At 43.1% G+C, this 17,362-nt stretch carries 20 protein-coding genes; 3 read left to right on the forward strand and 17 right to left on the reverse strand.

Going from position 1 to position 17,362, the window contains the following annotated elements; genetic code table 11:
- Positions 1–86 precede the first annotated feature (86 nt).
- Positions 87–1,277, reverse strand: a complete 1,191-nt coding sequence (locus BAA9072_RS01010; RefSeq protein WP_201712829.1) for an MFS transporter — start codon at positions 1,275–1,277, stop codon at positions 87–89.
- 453 nt (positions 1,278–1,730) lie between these two features.
- On the opposite strand from BAA9072_RS01010, the gene BAA9072_RS01015 reads away from it, so the two are divergent.
- The gene (locus tag BAA9072_RS01015) at positions 1,731–1,871 is read left to right on the forward strand and encodes a hypothetical protein (RefSeq protein ID WP_201713209.1); all 141 of its coding nucleotides are present in this window, start codon (positions 1,731–1,733) and stop codon (positions 1,869–1,871) included.
- 119 nt (positions 1,872–1,990) lie between these two features.
- On the opposite strand, the gene BAA9072_RS01020 is transcribed toward BAA9072_RS01015, so the two are convergent.
- From BAA9072_RS01020 to BAA9072_RS01030, 3 genes are all read right to left on the reverse strand, one after another.
- Complete coding sequence (locus BAA9072_RS01020; protein ID WP_201712830.1) at positions 1,991–2,176, reverse strand: hypothetical protein; 186 nt, start codon at positions 2,174–2,176, stop codon at positions 1,991–1,993.
- 139 nt (positions 2,177–2,315) lie between these two features.
- On the reverse strand, positions 2,316–2,969 hold the full coding sequence (locus tag BAA9072_RS01025) for a hypothetical protein (RefSeq protein ID WP_201712831.1): 654 nt from the start codon (positions 2,967–2,969) through the stop codon (positions 2,316–2,318).
- A 350-nt stretch (positions 2,970–3,319) separates the two neighbouring features.
- Entirely contained in the window at positions 3,320–3,514 is a 195-nt protein-coding gene (locus BAA9072_RS01030) for a hypothetical protein (RefSeq protein ID WP_201712832.1), read from the reverse strand.
- Positions 3,515–4,029: 515 nt separating this feature from the next.
- Between BAA9072_RS01030 and BAA9072_RS01035 the strand changes: the two genes are divergently transcribed.
- Positions 4,030–4,227, forward strand: a complete 198-nt coding sequence (locus BAA9072_RS01035; protein WP_201712833.1) for a hypothetical protein — start codon at positions 4,030–4,032, stop codon at positions 4,225–4,227.
- A gap of 41 nt (positions 4,228–4,268) precedes the next feature.
- Here the strand turns inward: BAA9072_RS01035 and BAA9072_RS01040 are convergent, their stop codons facing one another.
- The 9 genes from BAA9072_RS01040 to BAA9072_RS01075 form a co-directional block, all read right to left on the reverse strand.
- Positions 4,269–4,907 carry a hypothetical protein gene (locus tag BAA9072_RS01040; RefSeq protein ID WP_201712834.1) on the reverse strand — a complete coding sequence of 213 codons (639 nt, stop codon included), beginning with the start codon at positions 4,905–4,907 and terminating at the stop codon, positions 4,269–4,271.
- On the reverse strand, positions 4,900–5,439 hold the full coding sequence (locus BAA9072_RS01045) for a sigma-70 family RNA polymerase sigma factor (RefSeq protein WP_201712835.1): 540 nt from the start codon (positions 5,437–5,439) through the stop codon (positions 4,900–4,902). The genes BAA9072_RS01040 and BAA9072_RS01045 overlap by 8 nt, the downstream gene beginning before the upstream one ends.
- A gap of 290 nt (positions 5,440–5,729) precedes the next feature.
- Entirely contained in the window at positions 5,730–6,758 is a 1,029-nt protein-coding gene (locus BAA9072_RS01050; protein WP_201712836.1) for a DUF3231 family protein, read from the reverse strand.
- Positions 6,759–7,228: 470 nt separating this feature from the next.
- Positions 7,229–7,990, reverse strand: a complete 762-nt coding sequence (locus BAA9072_RS01055) for an HAAS domain-containing protein (protein WP_201712837.1) — start codon at positions 7,988–7,990, stop codon at positions 7,229–7,231.
- A gap of 2 nt (positions 7,991–7,992) precedes the next feature.
- A complete protein-coding gene (locus BAA9072_RS01060) occupies positions 7,993–8,316 on the reverse strand; it encodes a PadR family transcriptional regulator (RefSeq protein WP_201712838.1) in 324 nt (107 codons plus the stop codon).
- 170 nt (positions 8,317–8,486) lie between these two features.
- On the reverse strand, positions 8,487–8,714 hold the full coding sequence (locus BAA9072_RS24110; protein ID WP_230980711.1) for a hypothetical protein: 228 nt from the start codon (positions 8,712–8,714) through the stop codon (positions 8,487–8,489).
- 59 nt (positions 8,715–8,773) lie between these two features.
- Positions 8,774–8,902: a hypothetical protein gene (locus BAA9072_RS24415; protein ID WP_269139891.1), complete on the reverse strand. Its 129-nt coding sequence runs from the start codon at positions 8,900–8,902 to the stop codon at positions 8,774–8,776.
- 1 nt (position 8,903) lies between these two features.
- Complete coding sequence (locus BAA9072_RS01070; RefSeq protein ID WP_201712839.1) at positions 8,904–9,107, reverse strand: helix-turn-helix transcriptional regulator; 204 nt, start codon at positions 9,105–9,107, stop codon at positions 8,904–8,906.
- A gap of 130 nt (positions 9,108–9,237) precedes the next feature.
- A complete protein-coding gene (locus BAA9072_RS01075) occupies positions 9,238–9,879 on the reverse strand; it encodes a C40 family peptidase (RefSeq protein ID WP_201712840.1) in 642 nt (213 codons plus the stop codon).
- An 82-nt stretch (positions 9,880–9,961) separates the two neighbouring features.
- On the opposite strand from BAA9072_RS01075, the gene BAA9072_RS01080 reads away from it, so the two are divergent.
- A complete protein-coding gene (locus BAA9072_RS01080; RefSeq protein WP_201712841.1) occupies positions 9,962–12,061 on the forward strand; it encodes a sensor domain-containing diguanylate cyclase in 2,100 nt (699 codons plus the stop codon).
- Between the two features lie 115 nt (positions 12,062–12,176).
- Here the strand turns inward: BAA9072_RS01080 and BAA9072_RS01085 are convergent, their stop codons facing one another.
- The 4 genes from BAA9072_RS01085 to BAA9072_RS01100 all read right to left on the reverse strand — a co-directional run bounded on the left by BAA9072_RS01085 (position 12,177) and on the right by BAA9072_RS01100 (position 17,202).
- Positions 12,177–13,118, reverse strand: coding sequence for a DMT family transporter (locus BAA9072_RS01085; RefSeq protein WP_201712842.1), 942 nt, complete (start codon positions 13,116–13,118; stop codon positions 12,177–12,179).
- Positions 13,115–14,350: an amidohydrolase gene (locus BAA9072_RS01090; protein WP_201712843.1), complete on the reverse strand. Its 1,236-nt coding sequence runs from the start codon at positions 14,348–14,350 to the stop codon at positions 13,115–13,117. The genes BAA9072_RS01085 and BAA9072_RS01090 overlap by 4 nt, the downstream gene beginning before the upstream one ends.
- Positions 14,351–14,368: 18 nt before the next feature.
- A complete protein-coding gene (locus BAA9072_RS01095) occupies positions 14,369–15,613 on the reverse strand; it encodes an amidohydrolase family protein (RefSeq protein WP_201712844.1) in 1,245 nt (414 codons plus the stop codon).
- A gap of 68 nt (positions 15,614–15,681) precedes the next feature.
- On the reverse strand, positions 15,682–17,202 hold the full coding sequence (locus BAA9072_RS01100; protein WP_201713175.1) for a glutathione ABC transporter substrate-binding protein: 1,521 nt from the start codon (positions 17,200–17,202) through the stop codon (positions 15,682–15,684).
- Positions 17,203–17,362 lie beyond the last annotated feature (160 nt).

A 17,362-nucleotide genomic window follows, 5' to 3' on the forward strand; every position in this document is an offset into this window, starting at 1 on the left:
CGAATGTTCTTCATAAATATATTTTAACATAATTTTCCTATTACAAGGATAAAAAAGCTCCCCACCTAAAAGTGGGAAGCTCCTTCTTACCGTTTCTCTTGCATAACCCGCTGACCAACCAAATACCCACCTGCCAACACAGAGAAGATCACAAGCAGCCAGGCAAATCCGTCGGTAAATCCTATCCGTTCAATCGCATACCCGAACACCGGGAAGCTGATCATGATCACGAAGCTTTCCATCAAACCAATCAAGGAAAGGAAAGTCGATCTGATATTGCTTTTCAAAAAGTTTTGCACGAACGAGCTGAAGATCGGTTCAAACAGGCTCAACAGTTGCGCAAGAATTAGAAACGACAGCAGGATTGCCCAGTCCGTTGCAAAGATGAACAGGACAAAAAAGACAAGAAAAAGACCTAAGCCGTAATACAGGATGTTGAAGAATTTGAATCGTTCCTCCACTTTATACGCAACCTTTGCCATTACGACTCCGAGGAGCCCTTCAAGCGTGAACACGGCCCCCACGACGATGGATGAATAGCCCAGTTCCACGAAGTACTCCTGTCCGTAGAACACCATGATCACCATCACAGCTCCCGCAAGAATGAATAGGACAACCGGCGCGTGAATTACCGGATTATTCCTCCACACATTGACCCCTAACCGGAATTGATGGACCCACTGATGATACCATCGCCCACCTATATCCTCTGTCTTCTCCCGTTCCGGTTCTTTCATGAAGAGCAGCGGGATCACCGCGAGAACATGGGTGAAAATCGTGGCCCCATACACCCACTCCCAGCTCACTTCAGCCATGAAACCGCCGAGGAATTTCGCCAAACTCAAAGAAAGCAGGGATATTGCCGTCATGCTCCCGATGACCCGGGTATAATCCTTTTCCCGTTTATCATTTTTCAACGTGTCAAAGGCAAATGCCTGCTCGGCTCCTGAATGGAGGGTAACCATGAGCCCCATAGATAAAAAGGCGAGGGTGAACATGGAAAACGTACCGCTCATCAGCATGAACAGTCCGTAAAGCAGACTGAACACATTCCCGATTACGAGACTGACCTTCCTCCCGTACAAATCGGCAATCATACCCGTCGGTACCTCGAACAAGACGATAGCCAAATGAAGAAGAGCCTCCAACAAACCGATTTCACCTAATGTCATCCCTTTGTCGCCAAGATAGATGACCCATAACGCCCGATCGAAAAACAGTTGGGCAAAAAAGAGATAAAGATATAGCAGATAGATATTGTTCTTTGTTTTCATCATTTTATTTCGTCCTCTCATTAAAAAGCGCAGGCGGCTTGCATAAGATGAACCGGACAGAAAAGAGTTCTTAGCCTCTTTGCCATGTTCATCTTATGACCTCGAGCATCTGGCCACCGTAGCTGGATTAAAAAAAGCCACAGGGAATCATTCCCCATGGCTCTCGCTATATTAGGAAATCAAACGTTCGTTCACCATTATGAAAGATCAGCTAAAAAAGGACAGACGTATCCCGAGGACGGCTGAAATTCCAATAATAGACATCATTAAAAGTTGATATTTTTTGATGTCTACAGTGAACGTATGCATGATATTCCCTCCTTTTTTGTTTAAAATTCTTCTTCATTATATCTCTCTTCCTTTTTTTGGACAAGGGAGGATTTTATCCTGTCAACATAGCCCTCACATGAACGGCTCATACTAAGAGCCTAAAACAAACATGGAGGTGATATGTTTATGAAAAAGTCTAATCAGAATAATACGAAAGCCATAACAACAGGGACAGACCCACAACAGGTAAAAAAACAAATTCAAAAAGATGTAGCCGCAGGACAAGGGGCCATGACTTCCCGGGAAGCAGGAGCCATGCGTGACTAATGGCGGAAAGGGCGGTTCATACCGCCTCTTCTGATTTCCAAAAGGGAATCGTTTAAGGTAGAATGTCCGGATTTCTTATTTTTGCCCAAAGAACAGCCAATCCTCCCTCCCGATGATGTCTATTTCGTGTGATCCTTTCTCCATTTATAGGGTACATCCGCCCAATTTGAAAACCAGACAAATAAGAAAATAAAAAAGAAGACTGCTACATTTTCCATCCATCTGATTTCCCCATTTTTTATGAATTGATAGAATGTCGATACGAGAAAATAGATCAGCGGCAGCTGGATGCTTTTTTTAAACATGTTCATGCACATCCTTCTTTGTATATGGAATAAAATCAGATTCGATATTTATGGAAATGACCGTAATATAATCTAGTTGTTAGTACGATAAATGGAATGCTATAAATTATAATCATCAGCTTTTTATAGTCATTGCCCATCACAAAACCCGTTCCCTCTCCCCATCCATAATCTTAAAGTGAACATCCATAAAGCCTCCACTATCAATATGATGAGGAATATCTGATACATCGAGCCACTCTTTCAGCCTGAAGGATTTTTTTTGATTGGGTTCAATCGTGATCTTGTAGGGGCCATTCACATTCATGAGGGAAGTGTATCGTGTCCCATCTCCCGGGAAAAAGGTATCCAGGAATTCGAGCTCAAATGTCACCGCTTCCCTGCTATGATTGACTATAGGCAGGTTGCATTCCCCTGTTAATTCATCTTCACCTTCCCGTTCAAAATCACACGTTCCTTTTCCATCGTACGAAATGGCAGCAATTCCATCCGCCATTGTTTCCTGATACAATGCTATAAGCCCCTGTGGTAATAGCGCATAGGCAATTAACACGACGATTACTGTTCGGATGTGGTATTTGGAAATTCCAATCACAAGAAAAAGGATAGCAAAAACAAACAGAAAGGCACCAATGATCGCAAGCACATTGTTCCCATTTTGATCAGTAATAGGAAAGGTCATGAACGTTGAGCGCGCGTAAATCATTTCATTATTAGGAAAAGGGAAATACAATGACATACATACCACCAGAATCACTGCTGAAGCGATGAGTGCTTTTTTATTTCTAATCATGTTGTTTCATCTCCCTTTTATAATTTATGTAAATAAGTAGTTTAGTTGAAACGTATGATATTTTTCAAAAAGTATTCTGTTTCGCTAATTTCCAGCTGGATTTTGTGCAGAAACCAGCTATTTCACTAGATTCTGATTGAAATGGGCATTAGCTAGGTCTACCGCTTTACTGATCGGTACCTATCCCATTAGATATGAGCCAGATTTCAAGACATATGAGCTACTTTTCAAAGTTATGACCCGGATTCTACCACTTATGAGCCACGTTTTTGATTTATGATCCGCGATTTTATTTTATGAGCCGATTGTCGAAAAATCTAGTTTAGACGGGCAATACAGTTTATTCTTAGCTAATCATTCATATTGTGCTTAAGGTCAAAAATACCGATCGTTCCACAAATGAATGCGCCTAATCCTAAAAGAACGGTGAGGATCCAATTCTCTCCCCAACTTGAAATGGTACTTATCAAGCAGCTGAAACCAACAACTAAATTCCCATATTTCGCGCTCCATTTCCCTGGTTTTGAACGTTTCTCTTTGCTCATATCATCCACCACTTCCTTTCTGCAGAAGTCATACGATTCCCATTCTCCATGTCATGCCCTGGGAGATCACGTTCCCCTCCCGATCATGTTCATCATCCCACCACACTTGGAACTCATAGGTCCCTCATCCAAAAAGGGAATCGCCTTCTGATGGCCGCTTCTACCCACCTTTTCTCCCAGGAGGACTGAACCCCTTGAAATCATCATGCTGTCTACCTAATGGCAACACTTAATCATGATCTTGTATTATGCAAACCGGCCAGAATTTATATTGAACCCTTCGCACATGTTCTCTCCACCAAGACTTTCTGCAATACCAATTATTTCAAAAAAATGTTTGTTAAACAATCCTTTTATTAAAATATTAATATCCTGAAAGGATCTTTGAGATATCGAATTCTTTCTAGGCCATTTTCCCCTATTACTGTGCATATGCCAAAACTCTAAATGAGTAGATTTATAGTATGATTAGCATGTATTAATGGTATTCTCTAACAAAAGGGGGGGTGTTTATATTGATGGCGAAAAATGATGGAACGAAAGTCATCGAGGACGGCGGAGGTCAAGGGGGCGTCACTTGGAAAGAGGTCTCCCGGAGTACTTCGGGCAGTTATACGATTGTCTTATATAAAAGCTCAAATGGCGGAAGTCAGTGGAAAAAGGTCACCTATGACAAAAGCGGAAAAATCGTGAATGTTGTTTACGGGAACTAACTGGAAAAGGATGATGGCGCAGAAAGCCATCATCCTTTTCATTAACGGAAGGACTCCGCTACTTTGATCATGTCGTCTTTGGAAAGAGTGACGCCGGAACGTGCCGGCATGTATTTCAATTCATATATGGCTCTGCCTTCGATCCATGTCAGCACACTTACCTTTAAGGGACCCTCTGATTCAGTATAACTCCCTTTAGAAGAACCGACTTTCACAGATTCTTGTGATAAGTTCAGGTCAGTTCCTTGCTCAAGAAGTTGAAAAGACATCGTGATCGTCTGTTTTTCTTTTCCCATGAGAGTGACGATTTGTACGTTTCCATAGGGACCATCTGCCGTTTTCGTGCTTACATTTTCCACTTTGAAAGGAACTTTTGTGGGAAACTTGAACTCTTTTCCCAGGAATTCCGGACGGTCGTTTGCTTCATATAACGGAGCGCTCGCATTGTTCCCAAAGATGCCCAGCTGTGTTCCGCCGAAGTAAACAAAGATTGAAAGACAGGCGGCGAAAAATAGCATAGACAGGATAGGTGCAAGAATCGGTTTTTTATTAAAACTAAACGATTTGGGCTGCTTTGAATGGATTTCGTTCAAGATGTTCTCTCTCATCTTATTGGTAAAACCCCGGCCTTTGAACGTTTCATCTTTCATCAATCCACGTAAAGATTTCAGTTCATCCATTCTTATACACCTCATTCCGTTTAATCGTGGAACCGAGTAATGCCTTGCCTCTTGTCAGTCGGGTCTTCACCGTATTCGTGTTGATATCGAGGCTCGCACCGATCTCGGATAACTTCATTTCCTCAAAATAATATAAGAAGATAACCTCCCGATATTTAACGGGAAGGGACAAGACACTTTGGATCAGCTCCGAATTCTGCTCATTTTTGATCACAGTCTGTTCCGGTGCCCCCATTTTCCCTTTGACCAGATCATTGATCTTACTGGAGATACTGACCATCCTCGTATCCCACCGTCTTAAATAATCCTTGCAATGGTTAATGGCGACGGAGATGATCCATGTTTTGAGACTGGAATCCTCACGAAAGGTATCCATCTTTTGATAAAACTTGATAAAGATCTCCTGTGTCAGATCCTCGGCCAGGCTATGTTCCTTTACATAGGAATAGACAACATAATAGACATCATTTCCATACTCTGTCATGGCTTCCTCAAGTAGTCGGTCTTTCTCGGATTTCGTCCGTTGTTCCATTTTTAAACACTCACCTGCTTTATATGTATCTCTATTTATTGGACGTATCTTAAATGAAGAAAGTTTGGTTTTTTACAATTTAATCCATTTAAAACAAAAAAACCTGGCGAGAATTCTCGACAGGCGGAGTGGTTTCGGTCATGAATCGGGAATGATGTTGGTGCGGTTTAGCCATTCCTTTACGACAGAACGTTGCCCGCTACCATTATTACAAAACATTCCAGATCAGACAATCTTTTCTTTTAGTTCCCGGATGTGTGCCTCACTCAGAAAAGAGAGGCTATTGGTAATCAGTTAGTTCCTTCCTGCTTCTTTTTAACGAGTGTTTCTTTATCCAGTATTCCTGGGGGCTGCTCAAGCCAATTATTATCTATCATGATTGTCGCGCCATCTTTGGCATATTGAGCTATTTCTAAGGAAAGCCGTTCATAATTGATGACGAGATCACTTCTTTGACTTGCCGCGGCAGCTGTTGCATAATTTCCGATCCCTGCCGTACCTAACAAAGTAAAATGAAACATAATAAGTTTATCTGAGAATGGGGAGACCGTTGAATCAGTGAGGGCAATATCGGAAGACATCGGCACTTGAACATTGTTTTCTGATAATGCAGAAGAAAAAATCTTGACGTGCTTCTCTGAAATTTCTTTTCCTCTAAGCATATATTTTTGAATTTCTTTTCTTGGTGAGATTTGAGCAAAACTTAGAGCTAATTTTAATCCAATTAAGTTGGTTTGAATATTCATGTGCAGATGTGAAATTTCAATCGCATTCACTGGTCTCTGTTTACTAAATAGATTAAAACCACTTAAGTACTTTTTACTGTCCACAAAATCCGTTTCTTGCGGGTAGGAAATATACGGAGAACGAGTATATAATCCCATCTCTAAAAGCAGTTCAATACTTTGATCATATAAATCGGAAACCGCTATAAGACCATTTCTGAAATATGTCCGAATATCTTTCCTTGCACTCATGGATATCATCCCACTGTATCCGAGCATGCCAACTTTAGCCATCTGGTGTATGTAAAAGAGAATGAATGAATCTGAATATAAACGGGGTGCTGATACATTTACATCTTGTTCAGAAAATCCAGTGGGTGCAGGCAAATCTTCTTTTTCAAAAATTTCTCTAAGTGTGGAGAGGTCATTGTCCGCGATGGAAAAAGCCCTTTCAACTACTGCATGGATTCTCTGATCTTCAACCGTTTTTAGAAAATGAATTAGAAAACAACAGGACATGCTATTATTCATGTACGCTGTCCATAGAGAAGCGATTTCTGAAGCAGTTAAGTTAGCTTTGTGATTATCTACCATGCGGAAGCCTCCATTATCGAATAGGAATAGTAAAAATAGTTAAGAAATAACCTTAAAATTCCTCTTTAGATTGTCCTAATGAAACGGGGATTATACTAACGATGACTGTAATAAAAACGGTTGATGAATAATTTTGAGAATATCGGTGGGTGATTTGAGATATGGTGTGGGGCATACAACTTATATCGATGGAAAAACACCTAAGATTGCCTGTTTTGACTGTAATCGGAAATTTTAAGTGGTGAGGAAGCCAAATTTGAGGTCCAATCATAGAGTGAACATGACCTCGCCTGGTAATCGTGCGGGTTGGAACGACAATCAAGCGGGTTTTCGAATAATCATGCCAGTTTCAGGATAATCATGCTGGATTTGAAGTAATCATGCCAGTTTCATCCATAATCGTGCCGGATTGTCGAATTTTTTTACCACCATTCAATAAGGACGGTACATGTTGTACCGTCCTGATTGACCTAATTATTAATTGGCGGTGAATGCTTCTCCTTTATTATAAGAAAGACAAAGTACCCACCTATAAGTACAGGAAGAGAAATGGCACTCATGATGAGTTTTGTTTCTTCAGTCAAGGAGCTATTTTGAATAAGCATTTCCGGTACATTGAGAAGGACTGCCAATACGATCATAATCCAGGTTTTAGACCAGTAAGACACGCTAATGATGACAACGATCGCTAGAACCAAAGCAAAAAGTCTTCCTATTCCCTCTAGCTCTATTGTCGGTCCCACTATGGTTTGGCTAAGAAATAACAACCCCGTTAACATTGCGACCGGCCCCCCTCCAAGAATCAAGAATAACGTCCATTCTTTCCTTTTAGTAACCTGATGACTTGAAACATATTTAAAGACGGTCGCCGTGCAAAATAAAAATCCGATTATGACAATTGGGTATCCAATCAATACAAATAAGGAGTACTCCAAATCCCGGCTTAACGCATCCTTCAAAACAATAAAAGAAAGGGCACCAAGTAATACCATTACGATATACTTGAAGATATTTCTATAATCCATTGGCATCTCGGCAGAAATTTGGTCCATGTATTGTTTTGGCGTTAAACCCGTTACCTCCTCTACACTCTTCCCATGCTTTTCTGCTTCGACTAAATGGTCTTCTAATTCTCCAACGATCTCATCGACTTCGTTTTCGTTTTTCCCGCTAGAAATCAGATAGATTCGCAGATTTCCTAAAAACTCTTCGCTCTTATGAGATAACTGCATCCTTACTCCTCCTCCAGTAGTTGATTTACGCTTAAAGAGACTTCTCTCCACCTTTGTTTAAAGTCTTCCAACTCTCCTTCCCCTTTTGGAGTGATATAATAATATTTCCGTTTTGGTCCCCCAGAAGGCATTTCTTTCTGTCGGGCTATCACAAGGCCATCTTTTTTCATACGAAGGAGCAAAGGATAAATGCTTCCTTCTTTGACCATTTTGAATCCATTGGCCTCAAGTTTCTCCATCATTTCATACCCATACACTTCGCCATTTGCAATGATGGAAAGCAGACATCCTTCAAGAATCCCTTTTAATAATTGACTGGATGACATGATCGATCCCCCTTCCCAGTAGGCAGCTCAACTATATTGCAAAACAAGTTAGTTACTCAAAAAAATATTAAGGGAAAAACAAGGTGCAATTAAATACAGATACACTTTACTAGATAATGGAAATTAAAACAACCCCTTAAACAAAGGTCCGTCCCTCAACGGACCTCTGCTTATTCCCCATTCCGCTTTTTCCTGAGTGAATAGATATATAAGACAGGCACAAGCCCGCTGATTAGAACGACCAAACCAACTATTAACCCATCTGTTATTTCCGTGGTTTCCGGTAAAGAGGTGACTCCCCCGAACACTACCGCCAAAGTGATCACGACTGCAATTGAAATCACCAGACCTTTTTTTGGATCGACCTTCTCCGCTTCATAGTCTGTACTGATGCTCATTGACAGATACGCTGAAACAATAGTTGTCATAATAAAAAGGAACCATAGAGGATTATCCGTCATCCCAGCCCCGATGTTATAAAGTCATAGGCAAGGATCCCGATAATGCCTGCGCTTTGAAACAGGAACAACACTCTAATATTCTTTAAGTTTTGTAGTTTGAGTCGTTCATCTGTAATTTTCTTCAACTTACTCCTCCCCCTTTTCAATCCAAAACACTTCATCCAGTGTCTTTCCGACGACATAACAAATTTCCAGACATAAGTTCAAGGATGGATTGTATGCCCCTTTCTCGATTAGGCTAATCGTCTGCCTGGTGACCCCCACCTTATTTGCCAGCAGTTGCTGGGTTAAATTTTTTTCAACACGGGAAACCTTTACTTTGTTTTCCATATACATCCAACCCCTCTAACATTCATCGTAACATATATGTGTCATTATGAAATATATATATTACATTCTTCAACAAAAAAAAGACTCCTCAGAATCTTTTCTGTTGGTGTCCTCTCCCCTCTCATTTCTATTATGTATGAGTCACACCTGGTACCTCAACCTCAATCAACACCTCTTCCCCCCATTCGCATTCCAAGAGTTTCAGCTTTCCTTTCGAAGAAAAATCCGACGGCATCAATCCATTCAGAGGTATAGAGGAAGACGCGATACCGAGTTCCTGATACGTTTCACCAATCAACTTACTGCACGTATAGTCTTTTCTCTTTGAAGGGATGGAGAAGAACCTTCCTTCGATTACCTCTTCAATCATGTTCCATTCTGTCGGGTTGGGAATTCCATGGACTTCTTTCATGTAACGGACCAATTTCTGTTGGTCCAGGGGGCGATCAAGAGTCAGAGTTCTCCAGGCATAGGCTGGCGGCTTATATGGGACAACATCCTGACCATAGGTTTGAAGTCGATCAAGAAGTTTCACGATTTTCGGACCGGTCAAGTGGTCATGCATGAACTCGTCTTCCAAATTTGTTAAGGCAGTGGACTCCCAAAAGAAGACTTCTCCTTTAGGATCCGGCCGAAAAACCATTCCGACGTGAGACCACATACTATGCTCCAAGGATTCCACCATTTTACTAATTTGATATTGTCCGCTGAAAAGGATGAGGTCCCCTGTCTTAAGTGCAGGGTAAAGGGTATTAAAGGTTTCAGATTTCATTATTTTTCTCCTTTTTCCAATTTTATCATAACGAGTCTATGCTATAATCATACAGTATTAAGTAAATTTAGGAGCCTTTTTTATGAAAAAATTCGTGGTCCTGCTTTTCATAACCTTTGCTTTCTCTGTCATATTCGTACCTGGCGTTTCTGCTTACGCGTCGGTCACTATTCCGGATTCCCTCAAAGAATTGGATCTCACTAACCAACTCGAAATCTATTTGGATCAGGATCACCTATCCGATCAACAGATCCTGAATAAGGGCGGCGAATTTGTCCCTTTGTCCAAATCGAATCCTTCCGGGGACATATCAGATACCGTCTACTGGCTGAAAGTGAATCTTGAAAATGATACACGCCGGCAGCGGGATCTTCTCCTGGAAATCAAGAAACCTCATCTAAGCTCGGTCACATTGTTTTCCCTCGAACATGATCGGCTCTTGAAAGAAGATACAGTGGGTTACCGCTATCCCTTTGACAAGAGAGACTATAAACATCGTAACCTTGTCTTGACACTGAATCTTAAACCGAACGTATCCACTACCTATTTTTTAAAAATCGAAACAGATAGTTTCTTCCAGGCTCCCGTGTCGCTCTGGGATCCCATTGCCTTCTCGGAAGCCAACTATATGAATCAATCGTTCTTTGGCGTTTTTTACGGGATCATGCTTGCCATGATTCTATATAACACCTTCCTATTCCTATCTCTTAAGGAAAAAAGTTATCTTTATTACATATTGTTTGTTTCGGGATTTACGATGATGCAGGCGATCTGGGATGGATTTGCCTTTCAGTTTGTATGGGGGGACTTCCCGTGGTGGGCATTGAGATCCAATTCTTTTTTCATCATATGGACATCACTGTTCGCCCTTTTGTTTGCAAAACATTTTCTTCATCTGAAAGAATATGCACCGGTTCTACATAAGGTTGTCACCATTTTCAATAAGGTCTGTGCCCTTTGCCTAGTACTCCCTTTCTTTGTCAGCATCGGTACTATGACCATGATCAGTACCGTTTTGGCAACGGTATTCGTATTGTTTCTAATCGCCATCGCCTTGACAGTCAGGCTGAAGACAAGAGAAGCCAGATTCTATCTTACAGCCTGGTCACTGCTCTTTATCGGGGTTCTTCTTAACCTATTGTCCGCCTATCAGCTCGTTCCGTTAACGGACCTGTCGCTGTTCGCACCAAAGGTCGGAGCCGTCGTCGAGGTACTGGTTCTTTCCCTCGGTCTCGCTGATCAGATCAAGCGGATGAGGAAAGAAAAAGAACGCGAGACGAAGAAGTACTACGTCCAAACCCTTTTGCAAAACGCCGTTAAACAGATGTCTGCCGTGGAGGGTCTGGAAAGATTATCAGAGGAAGGGCTGCATTGTTTAATGGATGTGTCCCACTTTGAAAAGGGGTTCTATCTCACAAAGGAAGGGAAGGTACTGTCAAAAGTAAACGTGCCGGCAGAACTGGAGGATTTCTACATAAAGCAATATGTTTCGCTCAAAAATGGGAACGGAGATATTCTGGACGGTTCTACGTTCACGGTACCCATTACATGCGGATCACACACTGGACATTTCGTCATCTGGAGCACGCAGGAAGAAGTCGATCTTACGGTCATGGAAAGCTTCCTCCCTGCTTTCATCGAGCAGTTCACTTCCTTAATCGATCAGAAAGAGAAGATCCAGACCCTCAAAAAGTCTGCCATGAAAGATCACTTAACGAAACTGTTTAACCGGAAATACTTTCTGGAGAAAGCAAACGAAGTGTTTACAGAAACCGAACCTGCCTCTCTGTTATTGATCGACATCGACCACTTTAAAAAAATCAATGATCAATACGGCCACTTAGTCGGAGACGAGGCGATCATCTTTGCCGCTGACCTTATCAAGAAGGTCTTCCATGACAAAGGGATCGTCGGACGATTTGGCGGGGAAGAATTTATCGTGTTCTTAGAAAATGCTGAGGAACAACAGGCACTTGAAACGGCCAATCAGTTACTTGAAGCATTCCGGCACGAGAGCTTACAGCTAGATGACGGCACATCCATTTACTTAACGGTGAGTATCGGATTCTGCTGCAGCCAGCCCCTCAGCTTTCTCACGATCGGTGAGATGATTCAGTTAGCAGACGAACAATTATATACGGCTAAACGGAACGGGCGGAATCAGGTAGCGGTTGGTTCATGAGTGGATCCAGGGGACAGGTCCCCTGGATCCTTTAGAAAACAAGCGATTCTACCATGCTCCAGAGTTGGGTTCGACCCGCGGGTGTGGATGGCCGGCGATTATGAACTGAGCCGGCTCAGATTAATCGCTCGGCTATTTCTTTTTCCATATCTTTTCCGTCGATATTCATGGGGGTTCTCCGATTCGAATGCAGAGCCATCGTCACGCTTAATAATATCGTCATGGCGCCAACCAGTTGCATACCGCTCACTGACTCATTCAACACAATATATCCGACTACCATCGCTACAAACGGTTCTACATTCAATAGGAGTGATGTATTGGTTGAACCGACGTGTGAAATACAATGATTCCAAATCAGCGGGCATACACCGTGCATGATGATGGCGGTGAAGAAAAGCAGCAGCCAAATACTGAATGGAACCGCCCCAAGAAAAGACACTTCAGAGAATGGCAGAAAGGTCGTCAGCAAGATCAATCCCACCAAAGTTGAATAAAAGGTCAATAGAATAGAAGAGAGGGGTTTGGCATATCGTTCCACAAGTACCATGTACACAGAAAACGTCAGCATTGTAAGGAAGATATAGCCCTCTCCCGGACCGAATATGATGGTTCCTTTTTTCATGATGACCAGAAATACACCAACGAGACTGAGCAGGCTCCACATCCAGAAAAGTGGGCTTTTTTGTTCCTTGAACACAAGGGAATTAATAAGGGATGTACAAATGGGTGCAGTAGCCAGAATCAAGGCAGCTGTTACGGGTGAGGCTTGGGTCAAACTTGCATAGAAGCTCCAATGATTCAAGGTCACACCAATAAAGCCGATGAAAAGGAGCGGGACGATCACCGTTTTTACCGAACCTGCGAGTTTAATGGGTTTATAAAACCCTATCAACAGAAACAGGATAATAAAAACAAGACGTAAAAAAGCGATTTCCATCGCCTTGAAGTAGTGTACTAGAATCGCTCCGAAGATGAAGTTGCTCCCCCAGCAGATCACACAAAAAAGGAGGCCCATGTATAGATACACGGGCTTTCCAGTTAATCTTCCGTTCATTTCACCAGCTCTTGAGTGCTCCAGAGAGACCCATAGACGACTTTCCCTTTGTTCATTACGGCCACACGCTTCGGTCTTCTGGCCACTACCTCGGCTGAGGACACGGCATCAACGAAAATGAAGCTTGCCTCATCTTCCACCTTCGGCCACTTATATTCACCCGTTTTCGTCAATGCCGTTTTTCCTCCAGTGATCCATTTCAGACTTTCACGCAAGGATACTTCATCGCTTTTTCGAGTCACCTGTCCGTATTTATACACTTTCTCAAGCACGTCCCCGTGTCCCAACGGGCTCCAAGAATCATAGAATCCATCACAACCAAGATGGACCTTTACACCATGATCATCCAGTAGTCTGATAGGTGGGAGTGACTTGGTCAGTGGAATGGTGGACATAATCGCCACTCCGTTTTCTCTTAATCGATCTGCCAATTCTGCCTGTTTCACTTCGGGAACATCACCGATACAGAAGGCATGGCTGATGGCGGTCCGGTTCTGCCAATTGGATTCTTCCACCATATCCATCCACTTTTCGATCGTGTAGGTTCCCACATGGCCGCTGTCATGGAGATGGATGTCGACATCTGCATTGAATTCCGTTGCGATGTTCATGGTTTCATAGAGTGATGTTTCGATAGAGCGATCGATTCCGGCAGGGTCCAGTCCTCCTACCATGGTTGCACCGCTTCTCATGGCCTCTTTCATCAATGTCGGGACAGTTTCCCTTAATAATCCATGCTGCGGGAAGGCAATGATATCTGCCGTGACCGCATGCTTGTATTCTTCCAATGCCTCGATGACACCTTCGAGGTTCTTTAATCCGATGTACGGATCGATGTTTACATGGGTACGAATATGGGTGGACCCGTTTGAAAGAATTTCGTCTATCATCCTCATCGCCCTTTGTTTGGTCGTCGGGGCGAGTTCATTCAGCTCCTCTGCTTCAAATTGCAGTCTTTCTTTCAGATTGTTAACCGGCTTCGTTGCTTTCCATCCTAGCGTCAAATACGTTTTGTCCAAATGGTTATGCATTTCTTGAAAGGTCGGGATGGCCAGGTGGCCTTTCACATCATAAATCACTTCAGCAGAATCAGGGATGGATTGTGTATGAGACAGCCGTTGAACAATCTTCCCTTCTTTGATCCCGAGATGAAATAATGCCGTTTTGGTTTCCGTCATTCCATCGTGTTCCGTATTCCCGACTTCAAGCTTCACATTTTTCATCCAAATCATCGAAATGTCTCCCCTCTATCATTTATTGATCAATACTGAGTCTGATTGAGTAAGTTTGATTTTCTCCCCACTTTTATAAACCGAATCAATCGCTGCTCTTCTTGCCACTGCTTCGGCTGTGCAGCTTGCATTCACCAGGACAAAGTCTGCTCGGTCTCCTACTTGCGGCCAGACCTGGTTCCCTTCGTCATTCAATGGAGTGATCCCCCCGGAAGCGTATTTCCAGGTACGGTTGATAGAGTACTCATCAATCAATCGAAACCGTTCAGCAAGAATGTTCAGCTTCTCGATCGTATTCCCGGTACCAAATGGGGACCAGTGATCGGTCAGGCTGTCATGGCCCACGGACACCTGAAGACCGTATTGATCCAGGACCGGAACAGGAATGGTTGGACGATTAATCGGAATCGTGGTCGTAATATCCATCTCTTGATCTTTTAGAATGGCCATTATGTCCGTAAGAGCCTGTCCCTCAAGGTCACCAAGGGCTATGGCGTGGCTCAACGTGACACGTCCTTTCAAGTTCGCCTCTTTTGTAAAATCAGCTATGCGTTCAAACGTAAATGCTCCAAGTGTATCCGGATCATGAAGATGCAGATCAACACCGGCGTTATGCTCCGTTGCGATGTCAAAGGTCGTATAGAGGGATCGATCAATATGACGGTCCACTGTTGCCGGATCGACTCCGCCGACAAGGGTCGCACCATTTTTCATGGCTTCCCGCATCAGTTCCACAGAGTTGCTGCGCAACAGCCCGTGCTGAGGAAACGCCACAATGTCATAGGTAAGGTGCTGTTTATACTTTTCTAAGGCGTTGACCGTGACTTCGAGATGCCTCAAACCGGAAGTCGGCTCGATATTGCAGTGGGTACGGATGTGGGTGTGGCCGTTTTGAAGCAGAAGCTCGATCATCTTTTCCGCCCGGTCCTGGGCGTATGGCAATTGCTTTGGAAGCAGTTCCTGTTCCTCTTCAATTCTTGTGAAAATTCCTTTTGTGATTGGGCGGCATGCCTTCCATGGTCCGCTGTAATAGGTTTTATCTATGTGGATATGCATTTCACGGAATGAGGGGAGAAGCAGCTTCCCTTGTGCATCCACGACTTCGATTCCAGCTTCGATTTGTGACTCGTCGTGCGTGATGGCCGTAATCTTTCCATTTTCTATTTTGACATGGGCACTCTCCGTCAGCGTTTTGATTACGACTTCATTTTCTTTCTCAAATCCTGTTTCCATTTTCACATTTTTCATCCATTTCGATTTCATCAATTCAACCTCCAAGTTTTAGTGTGTAGTGGGATTACCGGATGGCGGCGATTACCCTCCGACTGACCCTATTCAATCGTTGCATTATTCACCATCAAGTAGTTGACGGCACTTAACCAGAAATCTTTCACTTCATTGTTGTAGACTGCTAAATGCTCGTAGTTCCGGATCGGGATGTAGACCGCTTCTTCCATTTCAATGTTCATGGCTTCTTCATACAGATCTTTTCTTACTTCCGGACTTACTTCTCTTCTTGCCTGCTCGATAAGCTCATCCACTTTTTCGTTTGTATAATAGAAGTGGTTTCCTGGAGACCCGTGGGAAGAAGAATGGAACAGGTTATATTGATTGTAGTCTCCATCACCTGTTGCATTTCCCCATCCGCCGATGAACATATCATGTTCTCCGGTGTCGACGGCTTCAATATATGCACCATACTCAAGTACCTGAATGTTCACTTTGATCCCGATCCCCTTCAGCTGGGACTGAATGACTTCCGCCATATTGATCCGTTCTTTACGGTCACTCGTGATCAGCGTCAACTCAAGACCTTTTTCAAATCCGGCTTCTTTCAATAGCTCCTTAGCGGCATTCGGATCATACTCATATGGTTTCACGTTGTCGCTGTGTCCGAATACTTTCGGACTCATGGCAGCGTTCGCCAATGTACCCACACCGTTATACACGCCTTTGATGATGGCTTCTCGCTCAACCGCCATGGAAATCGCTTGTCTCACTTTCACATTGTCGAAAGGCTTTTTCTGGGTATTGAATCCGACGTATTCAACGGCCAGGCCTTCTGTTCGATACAGATTCAATGTGTCAGAGCTTTCGATACGCTCAATTTCCGTCACCGGGACTTGATCACTGATATGAGCTTCGCCGGTTTCAATCATCGCTAAGCGTGTTGCATCTTCTGGTACGACCTGAAACTCAATTCCATCGATCTTAGGCTCTTCTCCCCAGTACCCTTCATTTTTTGACAGGGTAATAGACTGGCCGGACTTCCAGGATTCAAAGACAAATGGACCGGTTCCGACCGGGTGCTTAGCCAGACTATCAGGATTTTCCTTTATGGCTATCGGGCTCATGATGCTTCCTTCATTACTTGCAAGGATCGATAATAAAGGAGCGTACGGTGCATCAAGCTTAAACTGCACTTTATTTTCATCAAGTACATTGATTTCTTTGATCATACCGAGCTTATCCTTTTGTGGGGACCCGGTGTTTGGATCCAATAAGCGATCGAACGTAACTTTGACCGCTTCCGCATTCAATGCAGAACCGTCATGGAATGTGATTCCTTCATTCAATGTGAATTCCCACGTTGAATCATCCGGTTGCTCCCAGCTTTTCGCAAGTGACGGAACAATGTTCATATCCTTATCAAATGCCACGAGGGTTTCATATACCTTTTGATAGAGAACGTTGGCTGATGGGATATCCGTGATGAAATGAGGATCCAAATTGGTGGCATCGGATAATCGGACGACTTTCAGTACCCCGCCTTCCGTTCCTCCACCTTGCTTACTTGCCGTTCCACTTTCTACATTACTGGTGGAACATGCCTGGGTGATGAGCATGATCATAACAATCAATAGTCCTGCGATCCCCCTAAGATACTTCTTCTTTTCTTTCAATTCCTCCACTCTCCCTTTTCCGTATTGTTGGTGCCTATCTGCATTATAGAAAAGAATAAGGAAAAGGATTTTCAATATCTTTACCAACTTTTTAACTATTTTGACAATT

The sequence above is a fragment of the Rossellomorea arthrocnemi genome (assembly GCF_904424705.1).
Taxonomy (GTDB): Bacteria; Bacillota; Bacilli; order Bacillales; family Bacillaceae_B; genus Rossellomorea; species Rossellomorea arthrocnemi.

Excerpts from the sequence above, each read along its gene's own strand:
- BAA9072_RS01085 (WP_201712842.1), bottom strand. The coding sequence starts at position 13,118 with ATGAACGGAAGATTAACTGGAAAGCCCGTGTATCTATACATGGGCCTC.
- BAA9072_RS01040 (WP_201712834.1), bottom strand. The coding sequence starts at position 4,907 with ATGGATGAACTGAAATCTTTACGTGGATTGATGAAAGATGAAACGTTC.
- BAA9072_RS01100 (WP_201713175.1), bottom strand. The coding sequence starts at position 17,202 with ATGATCATGCTCATCACCCAGGCATGTTCCACCAGTAATGTAGAAAGT.
- BAA9072_RS01045 (WP_201712835.1), bottom strand. The coding sequence starts at position 5,439 with ATGGAACAACGGACGAAATCCGAGAAAGACCGACTACTTGAGGAAGCC.
- BAA9072_RS01010 (WP_201712829.1), bottom strand. The coding sequence starts at position 1,277 with ATGATGAAAACAAAGAACAATATCTATCTGCTATATCTTTATCTCTTT.
- BAA9072_RS01070 (WP_201712839.1), bottom strand. The coding sequence starts at position 9,107 with ATGGAAAACAAAGTAAAGGTTTCCCGTGTTGAAAAAAATTTAACCCAG.
- BAA9072_RS01025 (WP_201712831.1), bottom strand. The coding sequence starts at position 2,969 with ATGATTAGAAATAAAAAAGCACTCATCGCTTCAGCAGTGATTCTGGTG.
- BAA9072_RS01090 (WP_201712843.1), bottom strand. The coding sequence starts at position 14,350 with ATGATTTGGATGAAAAATGTGAAGCTTGAAGTCGGGAATACGGAACAC.
- BAA9072_RS24110 (WP_230980711.1), bottom strand. The coding sequence starts at position 8,714 with ATGAGCATCAGTACAGACTATGAAGCGGAGAAGGTCGATCCAAAAAAA.
- BAA9072_RS01015 (WP_201713209.1), top strand. The coding sequence starts at position 1,731 with ATGAAAAAGTCTAATCAGAATAATACGAAAGCCATAACAACAGGGACA.
- BAA9072_RS01075 (WP_201712840.1), bottom strand. The coding sequence starts at position 9,879 with ATGAAATCTGAAACCTTTAATACCCTTTACCCTGCACTTAAGACAGGG.
- BAA9072_RS01030 (WP_201712832.1), bottom strand. The coding sequence starts at position 3,514 with ATGAGCAAAGAGAAACGTTCAAAACCAGGGAAATGGAGCGCGAAATAT.
- BAA9072_RS01060 (WP_201712838.1), bottom strand. The coding sequence starts at position 8,316 with ATGTCATCCAGTCAATTATTAAAAGGGATTCTTGAAGGATGTCTGCTT.
- BAA9072_RS01020 (WP_201712830.1), bottom strand. The coding sequence starts at position 2,176 with ATGTTTAAAAAAAGCATCCAGCTGCCGCTGATCTATTTTCTCGTATCG.
- BAA9072_RS01055 (WP_201712837.1), bottom strand. The coding sequence starts at position 7,990 with ATGCAGTTATCTCATAAGAGCGAAGAGTTTTTAGGAAATCTGCGAATC.
- BAA9072_RS01080 (WP_201712841.1), top strand. The coding sequence starts at position 9,962 with ATGAAAAAATTCGTGGTCCTGCTTTTCATAACCTTTGCTTTCTCTGTC.
- BAA9072_RS01095 (WP_201712844.1), bottom strand. The coding sequence starts at position 15,613 with ATGAAATCGAAATGGATGAAAAATGTGAAAATGGAAACAGGATTTGAG.
- BAA9072_RS01050 (WP_201712836.1), bottom strand. The coding sequence starts at position 6,758 with ATGGTAGATAATCACAAAGCTAACTTAACTGCTTCAGAAATCGCTTCT.